This is a genomic window from Aliihoeflea sp., assembly GCF_052435475.1.
Classification (GTDB): Bacteria; Pseudomonadota; Alphaproteobacteria; order Rhizobiales; family Rhizobiaceae; genus Aliihoeflea.
The window spans coordinates 58,342-78,064 of sequence record NZ_JBQVMV010000009.1 but is presented as its reverse complement, the minus strand read 5'-3'; the positions used below and the strand labels follow the sequence as shown (position 1 = coordinate 78,064).

At 64.8% G+C, this 19,723-nt stretch carries 14 protein-coding genes and 1 riboswitch; of the genes, 6 read left to right on the top strand and 8 right to left on the bottom strand.

Annotation, left to right across the window (positions count from 1 at the left end; translation table 11 throughout):
• Positions 1–2: 2 nt before the first annotated feature.
• Complete coding sequence (locus ACT6QU_RS11980) at positions 3–1,367, bottom strand: NAD(P)-dependent oxidoreductase (RefSeq protein ID WP_444564638.1); 1,365 nt, start codon at positions 1,365–1,367, stop codon at positions 3–5.
• Positions 1,368–1,528: 161 nt separating this feature from the next.
• Here ACT6QU_RS11980 and ACT6QU_RS11975 point away from each other — a divergent pair, with 161 nt between their 5' ends.
• Positions 1,529–2,224, top strand: coding sequence for a fumarylacetoacetate hydrolase family protein (locus ACT6QU_RS11975; RefSeq protein WP_444564700.1), 696 nt, complete (start codon positions 1,529–1,531; stop codon positions 2,222–2,224).
• A 47-nt stretch (positions 2,225–2,271) separates the two neighbouring features.
• Here the strand turns inward: ACT6QU_RS11975 and ACT6QU_RS11970 are convergent, their stop codons facing one another.
• Positions 2,272–2,811, bottom strand: coding sequence for a hypothetical protein (locus ACT6QU_RS11970; RefSeq protein ID WP_444564639.1), 540 nt, complete (start codon positions 2,809–2,811; stop codon positions 2,272–2,274).
• A gap of 270 nt (positions 2,812–3,081) precedes the next feature.
• Here ACT6QU_RS11970 and ACT6QU_RS11965 point away from each other — a divergent pair, with 270 nt between their 5' ends.
• On the top strand, positions 3,082–3,276 hold the full coding sequence (locus tag ACT6QU_RS11965) for a hypothetical protein (RefSeq protein ID WP_444564640.1): 195 nt from the start codon (positions 3,082–3,084) through the stop codon (positions 3,274–3,276).
• A gap of 7 nt (positions 3,277–3,283) precedes the next feature.
• Here the strand turns inward: ACT6QU_RS11965 and ACT6QU_RS11960 are convergent, their stop codons facing one another.
• The 6 genes from ACT6QU_RS11960 to ACT6QU_RS11935 form a co-directional block, all read right to left on the bottom strand.
• Positions 3,284–5,890, bottom strand: coding sequence for a GcvT family protein (locus tag ACT6QU_RS11960; RefSeq protein ID WP_444564641.1), 2,607 nt, complete (start codon positions 5,888–5,890; stop codon positions 3,284–3,286).
• Positions 5,891–6,126: 236 nt separating this feature from the next.
• Positions 6,127–7,665 carry a trimethylamine methyltransferase family protein gene (locus ACT6QU_RS11955; RefSeq protein WP_444564642.1) on the bottom strand — a complete coding sequence of 513 codons (1,539 nt, stop codon included), beginning with the start codon at positions 7,663–7,665 and terminating at the stop codon, positions 6,127–6,129.
• A 152-nt stretch (positions 7,666–7,817) separates the two neighbouring features.
• Complete coding sequence (locus ACT6QU_RS11950; RefSeq protein WP_444564643.1) at positions 7,818–10,283, bottom strand: dipeptide ABC transporter ATP-binding protein; 2,466 nt, start codon at positions 10,281–10,283, stop codon at positions 7,818–7,820.
• A 4-nt stretch (positions 10,284–10,287) separates the two neighbouring features.
• Entirely contained in the window at positions 10,288–11,445 is a 1,158-nt protein-coding gene (locus ACT6QU_RS11945) for an ABC transporter permease (RefSeq protein ID WP_024588785.1), read from the bottom strand.
• A 9-nt stretch (positions 11,446–11,454) separates the two neighbouring features.
• Positions 11,455–12,489 (bottom strand): ABC transporter permease, encoded by a 1,035-nt coding sequence (locus tag ACT6QU_RS11940; protein ID WP_444564644.1) that lies wholly within the window; start codon positions 12,487–12,489, stop codon positions 11,455–11,457.
• A 101-nt stretch (positions 12,490–12,590) separates the two neighbouring features.
• The gene (locus tag ACT6QU_RS11935; RefSeq protein ID WP_444564645.1) at positions 12,591–14,255 is read right to left on the bottom strand and encodes an ABC transporter substrate-binding protein; all 1,665 of its coding nucleotides are present in this window, start codon (positions 14,253–14,255) and stop codon (positions 12,591–12,593) included.
• A gap of 278 nt (positions 14,256–14,533) precedes the next feature.
• Positions 14,534–14,733: riboswitch (cobalamin riboswitch) on the top strand.
• 148 nt (positions 14,734–14,881) lie between these two features.
• Here ACT6QU_RS11935 and ACT6QU_RS11930 point away from each other — a divergent pair.
• From ACT6QU_RS11930 to ACT6QU_RS11915, 4 genes are all read left to right on the top strand, one after another.
• Positions 14,882–16,768: a TonB-dependent receptor plug domain-containing protein gene (locus ACT6QU_RS11930; protein WP_444564646.1), complete on the top strand. Its 1,887-nt coding sequence runs from the start codon at positions 14,882–14,884 to the stop codon at positions 16,766–16,768.
• Positions 16,769–16,953: 185 nt separating this feature from the next.
• Positions 16,954–17,757 (top strand): ABC transporter substrate-binding protein, encoded by an 804-nt coding sequence (locus tag ACT6QU_RS11925; protein WP_444564647.1) that lies wholly within the window; start codon positions 16,954–16,956, stop codon positions 17,755–17,757.
• An 8-nt stretch (positions 17,758–17,765) separates the two neighbouring features.
• The gene (locus tag ACT6QU_RS11920) at positions 17,766–18,743 is read left to right on the top strand and encodes a FecCD family ABC transporter permease (RefSeq protein WP_444564648.1); all 978 of its coding nucleotides are present in this window, start codon (positions 17,766–17,768) and stop codon (positions 18,741–18,743) included.
• On the top strand, positions 18,743–19,525 hold the full coding sequence (locus ACT6QU_RS11915; RefSeq protein WP_444564649.1) for an ABC transporter ATP-binding protein: 783 nt from the start codon (positions 18,743–18,745) through the stop codon (positions 19,523–19,525). The genes ACT6QU_RS11920 and ACT6QU_RS11915 overlap by 1 nt, the downstream gene beginning before the upstream one ends.
• Positions 19,526–19,723: the final 198 nt, after the last annotated feature.

The window sequence follows — 19,723 nt, the reverse complement described above, 5'->3', positions numbered from 1 at the left end:
GCTCATGCCCTCCCGTTGGAGCTGAGTGTCCGGTGAATGCTCTCCGCCGCGTCGCGGCCTTGGGCGACGGCGGAGACCGTCAGATCGTCGCCGCCGAAGATGCAGTCGCCGCCGGCCCAGATCTTCGGCGCAGAGGTGCGGCCTTCGTCGTCGACCTTGATGCGCCCGGCCTCCATCGCGATGGCGGAACCGGAGCCATTTAGGGGCATCGCATCGAAGGTCTGGCCGATCGCCTTGAACACCTGATCGGCGTCGATCCGCACAACCTCGCCGGTGCCGGCAACGCGACCGTCGCGGATTTCGGTGTATTCGAGCTCGATGCCGGACACCTTGCCGCCATCCGCCAAAATGCGAACCGGCTTCAGCCAGTGACGGATGGTGACGCCCTTGGACGCCGCCAGATCCTGCTCGAACTCCGAGGCGTTCATGCTTTCCTTGCCACGGCGATAGGCGATGGTCACCTGTTCCGCGCCGAGGAGCTTGGACTGGACCGCGGCATCAACCGCCGTCATGCCGCCGCCGATGACGACGACGCGCCGGCCGACCTGCAATTGCGACAAGTCAGGGGCCTGGCGCAGCGCAGCGATAAAGTCGACTGCGTTTTCCACGCCCTCGAAATCCTCGCCGTCCGCCTGCAGCGCATTGACGCCCGTCAGGCCGGCGCCGACGAACACCGCGTCATAAGTGGCGGCAAGTTCGGAGAGTGCAAAGTCACGGCCCATCATCTGGCCGTTTCGGACCTCGATATTGCCGATCGACAGAACATAGTCGACCTCCGCCTGCGCGAATCCCTCGGGCGCCTTGTAGGCCGCGATGCCGTATTCGTTGAGCCCGCCAGGCTTCGGCCGGGCCTCGTAGATGGTGACATGGTGGCCGTGGGTGGCCAGCCGATGCGCACAGGCGAGCCCCGCCGGCCCGGCGCCAATCACCGCGATCGTGCGTCCAGTCGATGGAGCCGGCTCGTAGAACTGCACGTCCCGCGCCATCGCCGTGTCGGTCGCGTAGCGCTGCAGCCGGCCGATCTGCACTGGCTTACCCTCGGCGACCTCGCGCACGCACACTTCTTCGCACAGCGTCTCGGTCGGGCAGACACGGGCGCACATGCCGCCGAGGATGTTCTGGTCGAAAATCGTCTTGGCCGATCCGAGCGGATTGCCCGTCGAAATCTGCCGGATGAACAGCGGAATGTCGATCGAGGTCGGGCAGGCCTGCATGCAGGGCGCGTCATAGCAGAAATAGCACCGGTCGGATTCTACCAGCGCCTCGTGCCGGTCGAGCGGTGGATGCAAATCCGCGAAATTCTTCGGATACTGGTCCGGGGCCAGCCGCTGCGCGGCAATCCCCTCCTTATAGAGGCCTTCAGCCATTCGGTTCCCCATTATTGGTTTTCCCGAAAGGCTAGCACGGATTCTTTTTTTATCAATCGGTCAAAAATTGGCGCAACGCACACAAACCGCTGATTAATATGAATATTTTTGTCCAGTTATTGCGACTTGGCGAACCGCCCTTATCGCGTTAATCAATGTGCATGACAGAGTTCGCCTTCGCCGCCCCCGCCCAGCCCTCTCTCGCCATTGCCGGCAGCCATCAGCGCTTCCCCATTTGCCGCATCTTCTGCGTAGGACGCAACTATGCGGCGCATGTGCGCGAGATGGGAAATGACGAGCGCGACCCGCCCTTCTTCTTCATGAAGCCGGCCGACGCAGCCTTCGATGCGGCCGGCGACATCCCCTATCCGCCCTTGACGACGAACCTTCATCACGAGGTCGAACTCGTGGTCGCGATCGGCAAGGGAGGCCGGGACATCTCGCCGGATGACGCGCTCGAACATGTCTGGGGCTATGGCGTCGGCATCGACCTGACCCGCCGCGATCTTCAGGAAGAAGCGAAGAAGGCCGCGCGTCCCTGGGAATGGGCGAAGGCCTTCGATCATTCCGCGCCGATTTCGCCGCTGGCGCCTTCGGACGGCATCGGTCATCCGGCATCGGGCCGGGTCTGGCTGTCGGTGAATGGTGCCGCCCGGCAGGAGGGCGATCTGGCGGAACAAATCTGGCCCGTCCCGGACATCATCGCCATCGCCAGCCGCTCCGTCGAATTGAAGCCCGGGGATCTGATCATGACCGGCACGCCGGCGGGCGTCGGCGCCCTTGTCCCCGGCGATAGCATCGAAGCTGGGATCGAAGGCATCGGCGCCATCAGCGTGACGATCACCGGTTATCCCTGACTTGGAATACCGACCTGCAGCAAACGCCGCAGGTCGTTCACACCCTTTCAGGCGTTGTCGCCACCGACGACGTCCCGCATCTTCTGCGCCTTGATGATCGAGCGAGCGTACTGTTCCCAGGACGAACGCAGGTGAAGCATGGTCGTCGTCAGGTTTTCGGCGACCGCCTCGAGTTCCTCGAGCGCCTTGAGATTCTTGGAAAACTGCCCGGCGAGGTCTTCGGAAATGTCGCCCGCCTTGGTGGTCGCGATCATCGCCTTCAGCGCCTTGCCGGTGTCCTGCGCCTGCGGAACGATCTTGGCCAGCGTCTCGTAGGCGGCGTCATACTGGATTTCAGCCGCTTCGAGCTGCGGGCGCTGCTGGTCGAGAACGCGCAGCATGTTGCGCCAGTCGCGCATGCGCCGGTCGAGGTCTTCGCTCAAGCCGGCAAAGCCGCCGGCGATTCGGCGCGGCGCGCGGGTCGTGTCGCCGAGGCCCGGCAGGTTCATCTCGCGGCGCGGACGCGCCGGCTCTGCAGTCTTGGCGGCATCGGCCCTGAGCGCTTCGGTCAATCCCGCGTCCAGTGTCTTGATTGTGCTCTGTTCCACGGCAAACTCCACTTGAATTAGAACTTGTCAACTCTCGCCGGGAAACTGCCTCCGAAAGTTCAAACGCGCAACCGTAACGTTAAAATCTGGTTAACATCCTGATTTGATGTCGCTTGTCGGGTTAAGTAAACACCCACCTCTTCTTGGATGCGTGGCACGTCCTCATCACGATTTTTTTGCCTCTTTTCCCCATCTTTATTCGCATTGGCAGGCGACATCGGCCAAGACCTTCGATAGCTTTCGTTAACCATTCGGGGGAACGGGGTCGTCGTGAAGCCATACGCACATAACGTATTGAATTCGCTTGCCGATTTGCAGGATCAGGAAGCCGCGACCTGGGGCCGTCGCGCCAGCGACGCCGCACGCTGGGGCCTCGGCGACGATCACGCAGAAGCGCGCCGACGCGCGCAGTTGCACCGGGTGGAAGCGCTCGCCCTTCGAGCCGGTATCGACGCCGGCGCCTGAGCCGCGCTCAGCCGCGCATTCGGGTGAACACCGGATCGAACAGGACGGTGTCGAGCATCCTTGCCCGGTGCCGGCGCCCGAGAAATTCGATCTCGAACCCCTCCCGTTCGCCGGCGACTTCCTTCGGCACATAGCCCAGCGCGACCGACGTGCCGGCGTGGTGCGCGTAGCCGCCCGACGTCACCCAGCCCTTGACCTCGCCGCAATGCCAGATCGGCTCGTCGCCGATCACGTCGGCATCAACCGCCTCGACCGCGAAGCTGCGCAGCCGAAGCTTGCCGCCATGTGACCTTTCCGCCGATGCCGCGCTTTTCCCGATGAAATCGGCCACCTTGTCATAGGCGACGAAACGATCGAGCCCGGCCTCAAACGGCCCATAGATCGGCCGGTACTCGCGCGCCCACGAGCCGTAGCCCTTTTCCAGCCGCATCGAATTGAGCGCCCGCGCGCCGAAGAGCCCGATGCCGAACTCCGCGCCAGCGCCGAGCAGCGCATCGAGCACGTGCCGCTGATATTCCGGCGCCATCCAGAGTTCGTAGCCAAGATCGCCCGTATAGCTCACCCGCCCAACGAGGCACGGCGCCATCGCGACATCCATCCGGCGGATCGCCATGAACGGAAAGGCAGCGTTCGAGACATCGGCACGCGTGATCTTCTCCAGAACCCGCCGCGCCTCCGGCCCCGCGACCGACAGCCCGACCAGCGAAAGCCCCAGCGCCTCCACCCGCACCGAGCCGTCCACGGGGAGATGCCGCTCGAACCAGCGCATGTGGAACTGCTCGGCGATGCCGGAGCCGAAGACGAGGTATTCCTGATCGTCGAAGCCCGGCATACCCCCACCCCGCACCCCTCCCCACAAGGGGGAGGGAGACGTGATCTTCTCGGCCTTGGCGTCATCGTTTCCGCCAGGCTTAGACGGAGTAGGCGTTAGCGCCGCGCTGGCGCCCCCCTCCTCCTTGTGGGGAGGGGTATGGGGTGGGGGTGCCTCGCGCTTCCCTCTCAGATTGGCGACCGTAAAATCCCCGATCAGCCTCCCATCTTCCTTCAACATCGGCGCCAGCGTCATCCGCCCCGGCTTCGGCAACCGGCACGCCAGCACCCGGTCGAGCCACGCTTCCGCCCCCGCGCCCGTGACGCGATACTTCGCGAAGCTCGAAATCTCCGACAGCCCGACGCGCTCGCGCACCGTCGCGACTTCACGCCCGACATGCTCGAAATCGGTCGAGCGTCGCCACGAAAAATCGTCCTTCACGCTTTCCGGCGCATACCAGAGCGGCATTTCGAGCCCGTAGGCCACGCCCCATTGCGCGCCCTTTTCCGAAAGGCGGTCGTAGACCGGCGTCGTGCGCAGCGGCCGGCCGGCCGGCAGTTCCTCGTTCGGGAACCGGATCGAGAAGCGCCGCGAGTAGTTCTCGCGCACCTTGGCGTTGGTGTAGGCCATCGACGCCCAGTCGCCGTAGCGCGCGACGTCCATCGCCCAGATGTCGGCGCCAGGGTCGCCCTCGATCATCCAGTTGGCGATGGCAAGCCCGACGCCGCCACCCTGGCTGAACCCGGCCATGACGCCACACGCGACCCAGAAGCCCGGCAGCCCGCGCACCGGCCCGACGAGCGGATTGCCGTCCGGCGCGAACGTGAACGGCCCGTTGATGATCTGCTTGATGCCGGTCTTCTGGAAGGCCGGGAAATGGCGAAACCCGACTTCGAGCGAGGGCGCGATGCGGTCGAGGTCGGGCTCCAGCAACTCGTGCCCGAAGCTCCACGGCGTCTCGACCTCCGACCACGGCTTGCCGGCCTTCTCGTAGGTACCCATCAGCATGCCGCCGCGTTCCTGGCGGAGATAAAGCTCGCCGTCGAAATCGATCGCGTGGATGATTTCAGTGCTGGTCTTGGCGTTCCACGCGGCGACCTCCGGCATGTCCTCGGTAATCAGGTACATGTGCTCCATGGCGAGCACCGGCAGTTCGAGCCCGACCATGCGCCCGACCTCGCGCGCCCACAGCCCGCCGGCATTGACGACATGTTCGGCAACGATCTCACCCTTGTTCGTCGAGACCTGCCACAGCCTGTCCGGGCGCCGCGCGATCCCCTCGACCTTGGTGAACCGCTCGACCGATGCGCCAAGCTTGCGCGCGGCCTTGGCATAGGCGTGCGTCACGCCCGACGGATCGAGATGGCCGTCAACCACCGTGCGCACCGCGCCGACGAACTCGCCCGGATCGAGAAGCGGCATCAGTTCGCCGGCTTCCGTTGCCGAAATCTCCTCCAGTTCGATGCCGAGATAGCGCCCCTTGGCGACGAGGTTGCGCAGCCAGTCCATCCGCGCCGTGGTCGCCGCCAGCATCACGCCGCCGGTCAAATGGACGCCAGTCGCCTGGCCGGAAAGCTCCTCGATCTCCTTGTAGAGGCTGATCGTATATTTCTGTAGCTTGGCGACGTTCGGGTCGCCATTGACCGTGTGCATGCCCCCGGCCGCATGCCACGTCGACCCGGACGTCAGTTCGTCGCGCTCCAGAAGCACCACATCCGTCCACCCCGCGCGTGCGAGATGATAGAGCACAGAGCACCCCACCACCCCGCCCCCGATGACCACGACACGTGCATGCGATTTCATGGAAATTCCTGTGAAGTCAGATGGTTGGATTGGTTGGTGGAATCGGGGTGGAAGGACGTTCCAGTCGCCAGCGCGTGCGCTCCTTCGCGCCCCCCTCTGTCCTGCCGGACATCTCCCCCGCGAGGGGGTGATCAGTCTCGTCGCCGACACCGCGTAATCTCCCCCCATGCGAGGGAGATGTCCGGCAGGACAGAGGGGGGCGCCGTAGAGCGCCGACTTCAAGCGATCAGCGAAAATCACGGCTCCCCGCCCCCGATCTCCTCGCGCCGCCGCGCCACATAATCATCGAGCGCCTCGCGAACCCCCGCATCCATCGCCGGCTCCACATACTCCTCCAGCGCCTTCTTCCAGACCGCCGTCGCGCGGTGCGTCGCGTCCAACCCGCCCGCCTCCTCCCAACTTTCATAGTTCTGCCAGTTCGACAGGATCGGCTGGTAGAACGCCGTGGAGTAGCGCTCCAGCGTGTGGGCATCGCCGAAGAAGTGCCCGCCCGTCGGCACGCGGCCGAGCGCGTCGAGTGCCAGTTCCCCCTCATCGACGGCGATGGGCTGCAGAAACTCCATCATGTGCTGGATCATCTCGACGTCGATGACGAACTTCTCGAAGCTCGCCGTCAGCCCGCCCTCCTGCCAGCCGGCGGCGTGGTAGACGAGGTTGCCGTGGCCGAGGATCGCGCCCCACAGCGCCATCATGGTTTCGTAGGCGCCTTGCGCATCGGCGGCATTGGAGGCCGAGCCCGGCGTCGTGCGGTAGGGCAGGCCATAGCGCCGCGCGAGCTGCCCCGAGGCGATGTTCGCCTTCGTGTTCTCCGGCGTGCCGAAGGCCGGCGCGCCGGACTTCATGTCGACATTCGAGGTGAACGCGCCATAGATCGCCGGCGCGCCCGGCCGCACGAGCTGCGTCAACGCGATGCCGGCCAGCGCCTCGGCATTCTGCTGCGCCAGCGCGCCCGCCAGCGTCACCGGACTCATCGCCCCCATCAGCGTGAACGGCGTCACGCAGACCGACTGGCCGTGCTCCGACATCGCGATCATGCCGTCCAGCATGTCGCCGTCGAACCGGCGCGGCGAGTTCACGGAGATAATCGTCGTCACCGCTGGGTCATCGCGCATCTCATCGAGCGTCAGCCCCCGCGCGATCGCCGCCATCTTCACACCGTCCAGCGCCCGCCCCGCGCCGATGGCGGAGACGTGAAACGCCTTGTCGGTCAGCTTGAGATTGGCGCGATAGGTGTCGAGATGGCGCGAACTGGCGGGCAGTTCGATCGGCGCGCAGACCTGGTTGCCAAGCATGTGGATGCAGTTGAAATGCTGCGCCAGCCGCACGAGGTCGCAATAATCCGCATAGTTTCCCGACCGCCGCCCGCGCTCCATGTCGTGGACGTTGGGCGGGCCGGCGACGAGGGTGAAATTGATCGCATCGCCGCCGATCGTCAGCCGGTTCGCCAAATTGCGCGGCGTCAGGTGAAACCACGACGGCGCCTTGGCAACCGCTTCCAGCACGAGCCCCCGGTCGAGCCGGACGAGCCCGCTCGCATGATCGACGTCCGCCCCCGCCGCCGCGAAGATCGAACGCGCCCGCGCACTCATGATCTCGACGCCGAAATTCTCTAGGATGTGCATCGAGGCGTCGTGGATCGCCTCGATCTGGTCGGCTGAGAGCAGCGCCATCGGCGGATAGGGATTGCGCACCGCGCGGCGCGGCAATTGCGCGATTCCCGCATCTTCGGATCGGCGGGCACGGTCGGCGGAACGGCGGCGGCGCTGCTGTGTCATGCCGCCAATGTGCAAAGCGGCCGCAGGCTTCGCTAGAAGAAATACGACACCGCGTTACGATGATTGCGCCAGTTCACGCCGGCATCGATAGAACGATACAACAAGAGCGACATAACATGCCGCTCCTTTTAAATCGCAGTAGGCTTCTCGCTTCAGCCCTTGTCCGAACCGTTCACCGGCCGGGCACCGATCGCGCGGCGCGCTTCCTCGGGCGAAGCCGCCACGTCGATGGGCCGGCTCGGCTTCGCCATCGACCCCGCCGCCTCGGCTTCTTCCTTCGCGGTGGCGGCAAGGCCAGGTTTCACCTCGGCGCTCGCGGCAGACCGCCCCTCGCCCGCTTCCGTCAGCGATTTTTCCGGCGCGGAATCACCCGGCACCGCCGTCGCCGCCTTCGACGCCACGACCGGCGGCTCGCCGCCCGGCACGCCATCGTCCACCGGATGTTCTGCGGCGTCCTGCACATGGCCGCGCGGCGCATCCGCAGTCGGCGGCAGGCTGGCAGCGTCAATGGGCTTGTCGCCATCGAAGCTGATCACCGGCTCCATCTTCGCCAGTTCGCCATCGTCGAGCCAGCAAAGGCTCTTGTGCCCGCCGCCAAGCTCGCGCAGCGGTGGCAGCTCGCTCTCGCATTTGTTGCCGGGCACCAGATGCTTGTAGTTGCAGCGCGTCTGGAACGGGCAGCCCGAAGGCGGGTTCATGGCCGAGGGAATGTCGCCTTCGAGCACGATGTGCTTCTTGACCACCGACGTGTCGGCGATCGGAATCGCTGACAAAAGGGCCTCGGTATAGGGGTGGTAGGGCGGCGCGAAGATCTGGTCGGTCGTCCCCTGCTCCACGATGTGGCCGAGATACATGACGACCACGCGGTCGGCGAGATAGCGCACGACCGACAGGTCGTGGCTGATGAACAGCATCGTCGTCTTGTTCTTGCGCTGGATGTCCATCAGAAGTTCGGTCACCGCCGCCTGCACCGAGACGTCGAGCGCCGACACCGGCTCGTCGGCCACCACCACCCGCGCATTGCCGGCAAAGGCGCGCGCGACGCCGATGCGCTGCTTCTGCCCGCCCGAAAGCTGGCGCGGCATGCGCGTGGCAAACGCGCGCGGCAGCTTCACGAGATCGAGCAGTTCGAACATGCGCTGTTTGCGTGCGGCGGTGTTGCTGCCGACCTTGAACTTTTCCAGCGTGCGGATGATCTGCGCGCCGACCGAATGGCTGGGATTGAGCGTGTCGAACGGGTTCTGGAATACCATCTGGATCGACGAGATCGTCTCCGTGTCACGGCCCTCGATGGGCGTACCGCCGATCGACTTGTTGTCGAGCGTCACCGTCCCGTCGGTCGCCGTCTCCAGTCCCAGCAGCACCTTCGCCAGCGTCGACTTCCCGCAGCCGCTCTCGCCGACGATCGCAACCGTCTCGCTTTCGCGCGCCTCGAAGCTGATCTGCTCGTTGGCCTTGACGGTGCGCGTGTCGCCGCCGCCGAAGATCGCATTGGCCGCGACCTCGTAGTGCTTCTTCAACTTCTCGATCTTGAGCACCGGCGCGCCCGGCTTCACCGCTTCCTTCTGCGTCTTCGCGCCTTCCGGCAGCGCCGCCCAGTCGATCTGGTCGAACCGCACGCAGCGGCTCAAATGCCCTTCATGCCCTTCGACCACCACCATCGGAATTTCGGCGGCGTTGCACACGCCCTCCACGAAATGGTGGCAGCGAGGGCCGAAATTGCAGCCCTTCGGCCGTTCGTGCGGCAGTGGCAACTGGCCGGGAATGGCGATCAGCGGCCGCGAGTTCTTGTCGGCGCCCGGCAGCGGGATCGAGCGGAAAAGCCCCTGCGTATAGGGATGGCGCATATGGTCGAAGACATCGCGGATCGAGCCCGTCTCCACCGCCTCGCCCGAATACATCACCGTTATCCGGTCGCAGGTCTCGAGGATCAGGCCGAGATTGTGCGACACGAAGATCATCGACGTGCCGAAGCGCTTGCCGAGATCCTTGACGAGCTGGACGATGCCGGCCTCCACCGTTACGTCGAGCGCCGTCGTCGGCTCGTCGAGAAGCAGCAGCGCGGGCTTCGACAGAAGCGCCATGGCGATGACGATGCGCTGCTGCTGGCCGCCCGAAAGCTGGTGCGGATAGGAATCCATGATGCGCGCGGGGTCCGGCAGCCGCACGGCCGTCAGCATGTCGAGCGCGCGGTCATAGGCTTCCTTCTTGGAAACCTTCTCGTGGATGATCGGCACTTCCATCAACTGCTTGCCGACCTTCATGGCCGGGTTCAGGCTCGCCATCGGCTCCTGGTAGATCATCGCGATCTTGTTGCCGCGAATGGCGCGAAGTTCGTCATCCGACATGTCGCCCATGTCGCGGCCCTGGAACTTGATCCGCCCGCCGACGATCTTCCCGACATTGGAGAGATCGCGCATGATGCCGAGCGACACGGTCGACTTCCCGCACCCGGACTCCCCCACGATCCCCATTGCCTCGCCCGGCATGACCGAGCAGGAAAAATCCATCACCGCCGGGATTTCCCCGCGCTTGGTGAAGAAGGAGATGGACAGGTTCTCGATCTCCAGGATCGGCGCGGCGCCCTCGACGGTGGAGGATTTGACGGTCTCGTTCATGGCATCAATCCTTCAACGATTGCTCGCGCAGCGCATCCGCCAGCAGATTGAGACCCAGAACGAAACTCATCAGCGCAATGACCGGCGGAAGCGCGGGATGCACATAGGCGCGCAAAAGGCGGCTCGCATCCTTGATCGCCGTTCCCCAATCGGGACTTTCGGGCGACAGGCCGAGGCCGAAATAGCCGAGCGTGCCGAGCAGGATCGTCGTGTAGCCAATGCGCAGGCACGCATCGACGATCAGCGGCCCGCGCGCATTGGGCAGCACTTCCCACAGCATGATGTACCAGGGCGTCTCGCCCCGCGTCTGCGCCGCCGCCACGTAGTCGCGCGTCTTGATGTCCATCACCAGCCCTCGCACGATGCGGAAGACGCCGGGGCTCGATGCGAACACCACCGCGACGAAGATGTTGAGCTCGTTCGGCGAAATACGGATGAGACGAAGCGGGTCGGCGTCGAACACCAGCCCCGCATAGATCCAGCCGCCGATCAGAAATGTCAGCCCGAGCTGGATCGCGAGCAGGCCCGGCCGGTGCTTGTTGCGGGTATAGAAGAGCGTGGCGAAGAAAATGATCGGGAACAGGAAGAACAGCCCCGCCATCGCATAGGGGATCGGCGTTTCCATGATGCCGGGGGTGACCAGCAGATAGAAGAGCAGGATCACCGGGAAAGCTAGGACGAGATTGGCGAGGAATGACAGGAACGAGTCGATCCGCCCGCCATAATAGCCAGCCGGCAGCCCCAGCGTCGTGCCCACCATGAGCGCGAATCCCGTCGCCGCCGGCGCAATCAGGAGCACGATCTGGCTGCCATAGATGGTGCGCGAGAAGATGTCTCGCGCCAGCCGGTCACCGCCGAACAGATAGGCCTGGCCGGATTCCGTCTCGATCGCACCGGGCAGCGCGTCCTTCATCATCAGCATCTGGCCGAGCGGATCGAACGGCGCGATGGTGCCGGCAAAGATCGCCGTGAACAGCCAGAAATAGCAGATCGTCACGCCGACCACGCCGACCGGATTGCCGAAGAGTTCGCCGTAAAGACCAAGCCGTTTGCGGAACGCGAAGCTCGCGCCGAGGACGATGGCAAGCGCGATCCAGACCGGCCAGAACCTGGCGAGGACGCCGGTCAGAATGCCGAATGCGCTCAAATATTCGTGCTCCATGCCCGCCCCCTACTGAACGCGAATGCGCGGATTGAGATAGGCATAGCCGACGTCGGAGATGAGCTGCGTGAACAAGACCACGAAGACCGAGACGAGCGAACAGCCGAGAAGCATGTCGATGTCGTTATTGCCGGCCGCCTCCACCAGCGTGAAGCCGAACCCCTGGTAGCGGAACATCACCTCGACGATGACGACGCCGGTCAAGAGCCATGGAAACTGCAGCATGATGACCGTGAACGGCGCGATCAGCGCGTTGCGCAGCGCGTGCTTGATGACGACGGTCGAAAAGCCGAGACCCTTCAGCCGCGCCGTGCGGATATATTGCTGCGTCATCACCTCGACCATCGAGGCGCGCGTCATGCGGGCGATGTAGCCGATGCCGTAGATCGCCATGGTCATCACCGGCAAGGTGAAATTATTGAAGGTGATGCCCTGATTAGTCGCGCTCGCGGCCGAGCCGTTGAGCCAGCCGAGCCATGAAGCGAAGATCACCGTGAAGATGACGCCCGAGACGTATTCGGGCGTGGCTGTCGTGGTGATCGCGGCAACCGACAAGGTGCGGTCCGTCCGCGTGCCCTCCCGCATCCCCGCGAGGATACCCATCAAAAGCGCGATGGGGACCATCGTCACCATCACCCAGAACATCAGCTTGCCCGTCGCCGCCAGCGCCGGGAACAGCCTGTCCTCGACCGACGTACGGAACTTGGTCGAACAGCCCCAGTCGCCCTGGATGATGCCCGAATAGCCCGGCTCCATCGGGCCGGAGCAGTAGCTGAACCGCGGTTGCGGCTCGCCTGCGGCATTGGTCGCCGGATGCTTGGGCACCACGCCGAGCCACTGGCCGTAGCGAACGAAGAACGGCTCGCGATACCCGTTATTGACCAGCCATTGCTCGATCTGCGCGTCCGAGGACCGCATGTCGATCTGGCTGATCGACAGGCGCCGCAAATTCGGCTCCAGATTGACGAGGAAGAACACCACCAGCGTCAGGCAGACCATGGTGAGTGCCATGACGCCGAGACGCCGTAGGATGAATGACAGCATGTGCCCCCTGCCGTTCTGGTTGGGGTTTTATTGTTATGTTCCCGAAGCAGTCTAGCGGAGGCCGGGTCGCGGCCTCCGCATTTCGCGTCGCAAGCGCGTGATCAGGCGCCTTCGGCCAGCCACACCTTGCCGAGATCGATCTCGAAGGTCGGGTGCATGCCGTGATTCTTCACTGCCTCGACCGAGTGGTTGTAGAGCGTGCGCCAGTAGGGCTGGATGATGATGCCCGAGTCCTGGATGATCGTCTCGATCTTGCCCATCACTTCCTTGCGCTCTTCCGAATCCCCGATCGCCAGGCCCTGGGCGATCAGCCCGTCGAGCTCTTCGTTCGCAAAAGCCGTCTCGTTCCAGCTTCCGCCGGACTTGTAGGCGAGCGCGATGACCTGGATGCCGAGCGGGCGCATGTTCCAGTTCGTGGCGGAGAAGGGATACTTCGTCCAGTCGTTCCAGAAGGTCGAGCCCGGCAGCACCGTCCGCTTCACCTTGAAGCCGGCATCGCGAAGCTGCGCGGCGACGGCATCGCACGAATTGCGGTGCCAGGTTTCGTCGACCGAGATGATTTCGTGCTCGAAATCCATCTGGCCGGCTTCTTCCATCAATTGCTTGGCGCGCTCGACATCGCGCTCATGCGTGGCAATCTCGACGTGGTCCGGCTGGATCGGCGCGACGTGGTAGTTGTCGGCCTTCTCGCCGGCATTGTCGATGCCGAGCTGGAGAATGACGTTGTTGTCGACGCCATACTGCACGGCCTTGCGCACGTTCTGGTCGTCATAGGGCGCATTGTCGACGTTCATGCGGATGCACAGCGTCGTGCCCGTCATGACTTCCGACCGCACGAGCCCGATGCCGTCCATGATGTCGAGATAGTCCGACGTCGTCTCGTAATTGGTGTGGACCTCGCCGGATTCGAAGGCCGAAACCATCGCCGCCGGATCGGTGCCATAGTCGATGAACTCGATGCCGTCGAGATAGGCCTCGCCGTCCCACCACGCGCCATTGGTGCGGCGCTGGAAGACGATGCGGTCACCGACCGAATAGGACACGAGTTCGAACGGCCCGGTGCCGATCGGGTTCGCCACCCAGTCCGCGCCGGTCTCGTCGAAGGTCGGATGGACGATCAGCGCCGGATAGTCGGCGAAGCCGGGAATGATGGACACGTCCGGCTCGGGCAGCGTCAGCTTGATCGTGTAATCGTCGACGCGCTCGATCGCGCCTTCGCGCAGCTTCTTGGTCTCCGGATCGATCATCGATGAGACGCGCGTCGCCATCGAGTTGCCTTCGGCTTCCTGGTCGGCCCAGCGCGTCAGATTGTAGATGACGTCGTCCGCATTGAATTCGTCGCCATTCGTCCAGGTCACGCCCTGGCGCACGTTGAGGATGTATTCGGTCGCGTCCTCGTTGACTTCCCAGCTTTCCAGCAGCCGGCCTTCGAAGGTGAAGTCACGGGTATACTTGACCAGCGGCTCGAGCGACTGGCGCATGCCGTTGGCGATTTCGGACCAGTCGGCCGTGCGCGGGTCCTTGTTGGCCTTGACGAACATGGCGACGCGCAGCGTGCCACCGGTGACGGGCTCGCCTGCGTCCTGCGCAAGCGCCTTGCCCGGCATCGCCATGCCAAGCATCGAGTAGGCAAGCGCCGTTGTCGCGCCGAAGGTGCTGGCCAGCGCCAGGAATTCGCGACGGTCCAGATCGCCGGCCTTGGCCTCTTCCGCCATCTTTTCGATATGCGCGGGAACGCGATCGCCTTCGCTCTTGAAGAACCTCATGACTGTCATCTCCCATTATTTTTGCCTGAACCCCTAGCATCCCGTATCGGCCCGTCATTGTCAAAAACGATGCCGGATCAGGATGTTCGGCGCTGAATGTGCCCCGCAACGCCTGCCGCTAACCGCGCAAATGCGACATGGATGGCGCTTTTTCGCCACTGATGCGACAAAAATTGACGTTACGTCGCCTGCCACCCAAGTGGCGGCCGGGCCACAGAAGCATGCAGTGATAACAAGTTGGTGACAGCGCCGATTGACGCGGGCTTTCTCGCCCTGCTACCCATCCGACAGCTTGAGGTGCCTAGCGTCGTCGGACGCTGGCTAAGAGGGAATACGGAAGGACGAAGCTTCGTCCGAGCCGTGGCTGCCCCCGCAACTGTAAGCGCCGAGGACATTCGACAACCCACTGGGCTCGCCCGGGAAGGGGAATGATCCGCCGAAGCGCGAGCCAGGAAACCTGCCTCGAGTGTCACCTTTTGCCGGATGCGGGGCGTGTCCGGGGCTGTGTTTCGCAGTGGTGACTTCTGTCATCGCTGGCGATATCGGGGCTGCAACGGTTCCTTTTCCCAGCATCGTTGAGAAGCTTGAGCTGCCGCCCGCGACACGTGGCCGGCACGGGGGATCGAATGCATATTTCCAATTTCGGCACGGCCTGCGCCGTCTCCGCCATCGCCATTCTGGCAAGCCTGCCGGCACACGCCCAGTTCACCGAACTGCCGCAGATCGTCGTCACGCCCAACCGCGCGCCGACCGACGCGACCAAGACCGGCTCGCGCGTCGAGACCGTCTCCCGCGAGGAGATCGAGGAAAAGTCGCAGCCGCTCGTCATCGACTATCTCGACCGCCTGCCCGGCATTTCCATCTCCACCCCCGGCGGCCCCGGCGGCGAAGGCTCGCTCTCGGTGCGCGGCGCACCACGCCGCTACGTCAAGACACTCTATAACGGCATCGACATTTCGGACCCGACCAGCCCGCAGGTCCAGACCTCCTACCAGTATCTCCTCTCGTCCGGCATCGACACGATCGAGGTGCTGAAGGGCTCGCAATCGACCCTCTACGGCTCCGACGCCATCGCCGGCGTCATCGGCCTGTCGACGCTCGGCGACATCGAGCCGGGCGTGACGCATCTCCTGCACGGCGAAGGCGGCTCCTTCGGCACCGCCCGCGGCTCCTACGGCCTGCGCGCCGCCAACGAAGACGCCAAAGCCGCCATCAACATCGCCGGCTTCCGCACCGACGGCATCTCGGCGGCGGCGGCTGGAAGCGAGCGCGACGGCTACGAGAACGTCACCTTCGACGCCGCGGGCGAGTACCGCGTGAACGAGGCCGTGTCGGTGTTCGGGTCATTGCTCTACATCGATGCGAAGGCCGAGTATGATGAGGATTTCGCTTCTCCACCGGCCGACGATCCGCTGGGGATTAATCGCAATCTCAGCAGGCAAGTGGCTGGACGCGCCGGCTTCAACGTCGATCTGTTGGACGGGCGTCTCCGAAACCAGTTCTCCGTGCAGGCTTTCAACATCGATCGCCGCATCCGCTCGGCATCGGCGTTCGGTCCATTCGATGCTGACTATGGCGGCCGTCGCACAAAGTTCGACTATCAGGGCGCGTTCGATGCGAACGACTGGCTGACGCTGCAGTACGGCGCCGACCACGAGCAGCAGGATGCCCGAATCACCGACAATTTCGGCACGGACACGGACAATGATTTCTCTCTGACAGGCGTATGGGGCCAGATCGTCGCCGAACCGGTGGCCGGCTTCGTGTTCACCGGGGGTCTTCGCCACGACAGCCATTCCGAGTTCGGTAGCTACACGACCTATCGAGCTACCGGTTCCTACGAGTTCGACACTGGCACACGCATCCACTCGTCGCTCGGAACCGGATTCAGGGCTCCAAGCCTCTACGAACTGTTCGCCCCGCCCTCGTTTACGGGAGGACCATCCGTCGGCGACCCAACCCTTCAGCCCGAAACCAGCGTTTCCTTCGACGTCGGAGTGGAGCAGCGCTTGCTCGATGATCGTGCGGTTCTCGACGTCACGTTCTTCTACCTCGATATCGACGACCTGATCGTCAACAACGTTGGCACAGGTTTCACGTACGAGCAGACGGATGGTACGTCGAAGCAGCGCGGCGTCGAAGCTTCCGTCATCTACGACGTCAACGAGTGGCTGGCTCTCGGCGCAGCCTACACCTACACCTCCACCCGCGACGCCAACGGCAATCGCACCGTCCGCGTCCCCCGCCACGAGATCGGCCTGTCGGCAGCCTACCGCCCGGCGGAAAAGTGGACGATCTCCGCCGACGCCAAGATCGCGGTCGACACGGTGGATGCCGGTGCCTTCGAACTCGACGACTACGTACTCGTCAACGCCAAGGTGGCCTACCAGGCAACCGAAAGCACCGAGTTCTACGTCCGCGCCGAAAACCTGCTCGACCAGGACTACCAGACCGTCCGCGGCTACAACACGCCCGGCTTCGGCGCCTTCGCCGGCTTCAAGTCGAGGTTCTGATGCAAAACGGTTCGGCAGATCGTGAAGGTGGGTGCTTTGTCACTACCCCCCTCTGGCCTGCCGGCCATCTCCCCCTCAAGGGGGGAGATCAAGCGCTTCGGCGACGAGCATGTTCTCCCCCCTTGAGGGGGAGATGGCCGGCAGGCCAGAGGGGGGTGCTTCTCGCATGCTTTGCCACTATTGGCATGAGCTCTGCCCACGCCGCCGACCTCCCCCGCATCATGTCGATGAACGTGTGCACCGACCAACTCGTCCTCCTCCTCGCCGAGCCCGAACAGATCGCCTCGCTCTCCGACCTCTCCCTCGACCCCTCCCTCTCCTTCCTCCACACTGACGCCGCGCCCTATCCCAAGAACAGCGGCCGTGCCGAAGAAGTATTCCTCTCCAAACCCGATCTCGTCGTCACCGGCACCTTCTCGCTCCACAACACGACAGCCCTCCTCGAAACACTGGACTTCGCCGTCGAGGAATTCGCCTATAACCAGTCCGTCGACACCATCCCCGGCGAAATCCGCCGCATGGGCTCCCTCGTCGGGCAGGACGCGAAGGCTGAAACCATCGCATCGGCCTACGAGCGCGACCTCGCCGCCCTGCGCGCCCGCCAATGCCCCATGAAACCGACCGCCATCGCCTACGAGCAGAACGGCGTCGTCCTTGGCGAAGGCACGCTCGCCGACAGCGTCATCGACGCCGCAGGCCTGACCAATCTGGCGACCGAACTCGGCTATTCCGCCATGACGCCGCTGCCGCTGGAAGAACTCGTCTCCCAGCAGCCCGACATCGTCATCGTCTCCGAGCCGATGGCGGACGCCCCTGCCCTCGCTGACCAGATCGCGCACCATCCGGCCCTGCGCGCGCTCGAAACGTCGCGCATCGGCGCGTTCGTTCCGCGCGGTGCCTGGGCCTGCGGCGGGCCGTTCGTCATCGACGCCGTCCGCGCCTTGACCGAGTTGCGCGAAGAGATCGCTTCCTGCGATCCGGCGCGGTAGAAGGCGCGATGCTGAACGCCATCCTCGGCCTTGCCTGCCTTGTCCTGACCGCCGCCTCGCTGCTCGTCGGCCCGGCCGATCTCGATCTGCGATCGAGCGTCGACGGCCTCTTCGCCGGCGGCGACGCGGCCGCCATGATCATCATGCAGGAAATCCGCCTACCGCGCGCGCTCCTCGCGCTCACCATCGGCGTCAGCCTCGGCCTCGCCGGCGCAGTGCTGCAGGGCCTCTTGCGCAATCCACTCGCCGAGCCCGGCCTCATCGGCGTCACCTCATCCGCATCCTTCGGCGCGGTGGCGATCTTCTACACCGGGCTTGCCGGCGCCTCACTCTATGCGCTGCCGGCCGGCGCGCTCGCGGGTGCAGCCCTGTCCGTCGTGCTCCTCCTCGCCATCGCCGCGCGCAACGGCGCGACGCTCACGCTCATCCTCGCCGGCGTCGCGCTCACCAGCCTCACCGGCGCGCTGACCTCGCTCATCCTGAACCTGTCGCCCAACCCGTTCGCCTCCTATGAGATCATCTTCTGGCTGCTCGGCTCCCTGCGCGACCGCTCAATGAGCCATGTCTGGCTGGCGCTGCCGCTGATGGCGCTCGGCTGGCTCCTGCTCGCCGCCTCCGCCCGCGCGCTCGACGCGCTGTCGCTCGGCGAGGAAGCCGCCTCCAGCCTCGGCATCCGCCTCTCGGGGACCCGGCTCCTGGTCGTGCTCGGCACCGCGCTCGCCGTCGGCGCGGGCACGGCGGTCGCCGGCGCCATCGGCTTCATCGGCCTCGTCGTCCCGCACCTCGTTCGCCCCTTCACCGACCGCCTGCCCTCGAGCCTTCTCGTCCCGAGCGCGCTCGGCGGCGGCGCGCTGCTTCTGGGCGCCGACATCGCCGCCCGCCTCGTCGTGCCGACGCGCGAACTCAATGTCGGCGTGCTGACGGCGCTGATCGGCGCGCCCTTCTTCCTGTGGCTGGTCGTGCGCGCCCGGCGGGAGCTGTTCTGATGCTCACCGCCCGCAACCTCTCCGTCAGCCTGTCCGGCCGCGCCATCCTCCACGATGTCGCGCTGTCGCTTCAGCCCGGCGAAGTCGTCGGCCTCCTCGGCCCCAATGGCGCCGGCAAGTCGACGCTGATGCGCGCTTTGTCCGGCCTGCTGCCCTTCTCGGGCACTGTCGAACTCGACGACCAGAACCTCGCCGCCATGAGCGACCGCGCCCGCGCGCGCGAAATCGCATTCCTCCCGCAAGCCCGCGCCATCGCGTGGCCGCTATCTGTCGAAAACGTCGTCCGCCTCGGTCGCTCTCCCTGGCGCGGCTTGGGCGCGCTGTCGCCAAACGACCTCGCCATCGTTAGCGACGCGATGGAGGCCATGGATATCGCCGCGCTCGCGGACCGCCCCGTCACCGAACTCTCCGGCGGCGAACAGGCCCGCGTCCTCGCCGCCCGCGCCATGGCACAGACGACGCCGATTCTCCTCGCCGACGAACCCGTCTCCGGCCTCGACCCCGCCCATCAGATGATCATGATGGCCGCCTTCCGCCGCCTCGCCGGCGAGCGCCGCGCCATCCTGGTCTCGCTCCACGACCTGACCCTCGCCGCCCGCTGGTGCGACTGGTTGATCGTGATGGCCGAAGGCCGCATCGTCGCCGAAGGCAGGCCCGCCGACATCATGACCGGCGAGCGCCTGCGCCAAGTCTTCGGCATCACCGCCCACATCGCCCACGACGAATGCGGCATGATCTTCGCGCCGACAGGTCTGGCGATGCTCGAGGGTCCGAAGGTTTAAGCGGCTCGGGCCGTGGAGTTCGGTCGAAGGAGACCCCCACCCTTTATCCCTCCCCACAAGGGGAGGAAGGCATCCACGTGGAGCCCAATCCTTCAAACTGGATGACTCATCAATAAGTCAGGCGCGACGCTGACGCCCTCCTTCCCCTTGTGGAGAGGGATAAAGGGTGGGGGTCAATTCACAAAGAACTTCGGCGCT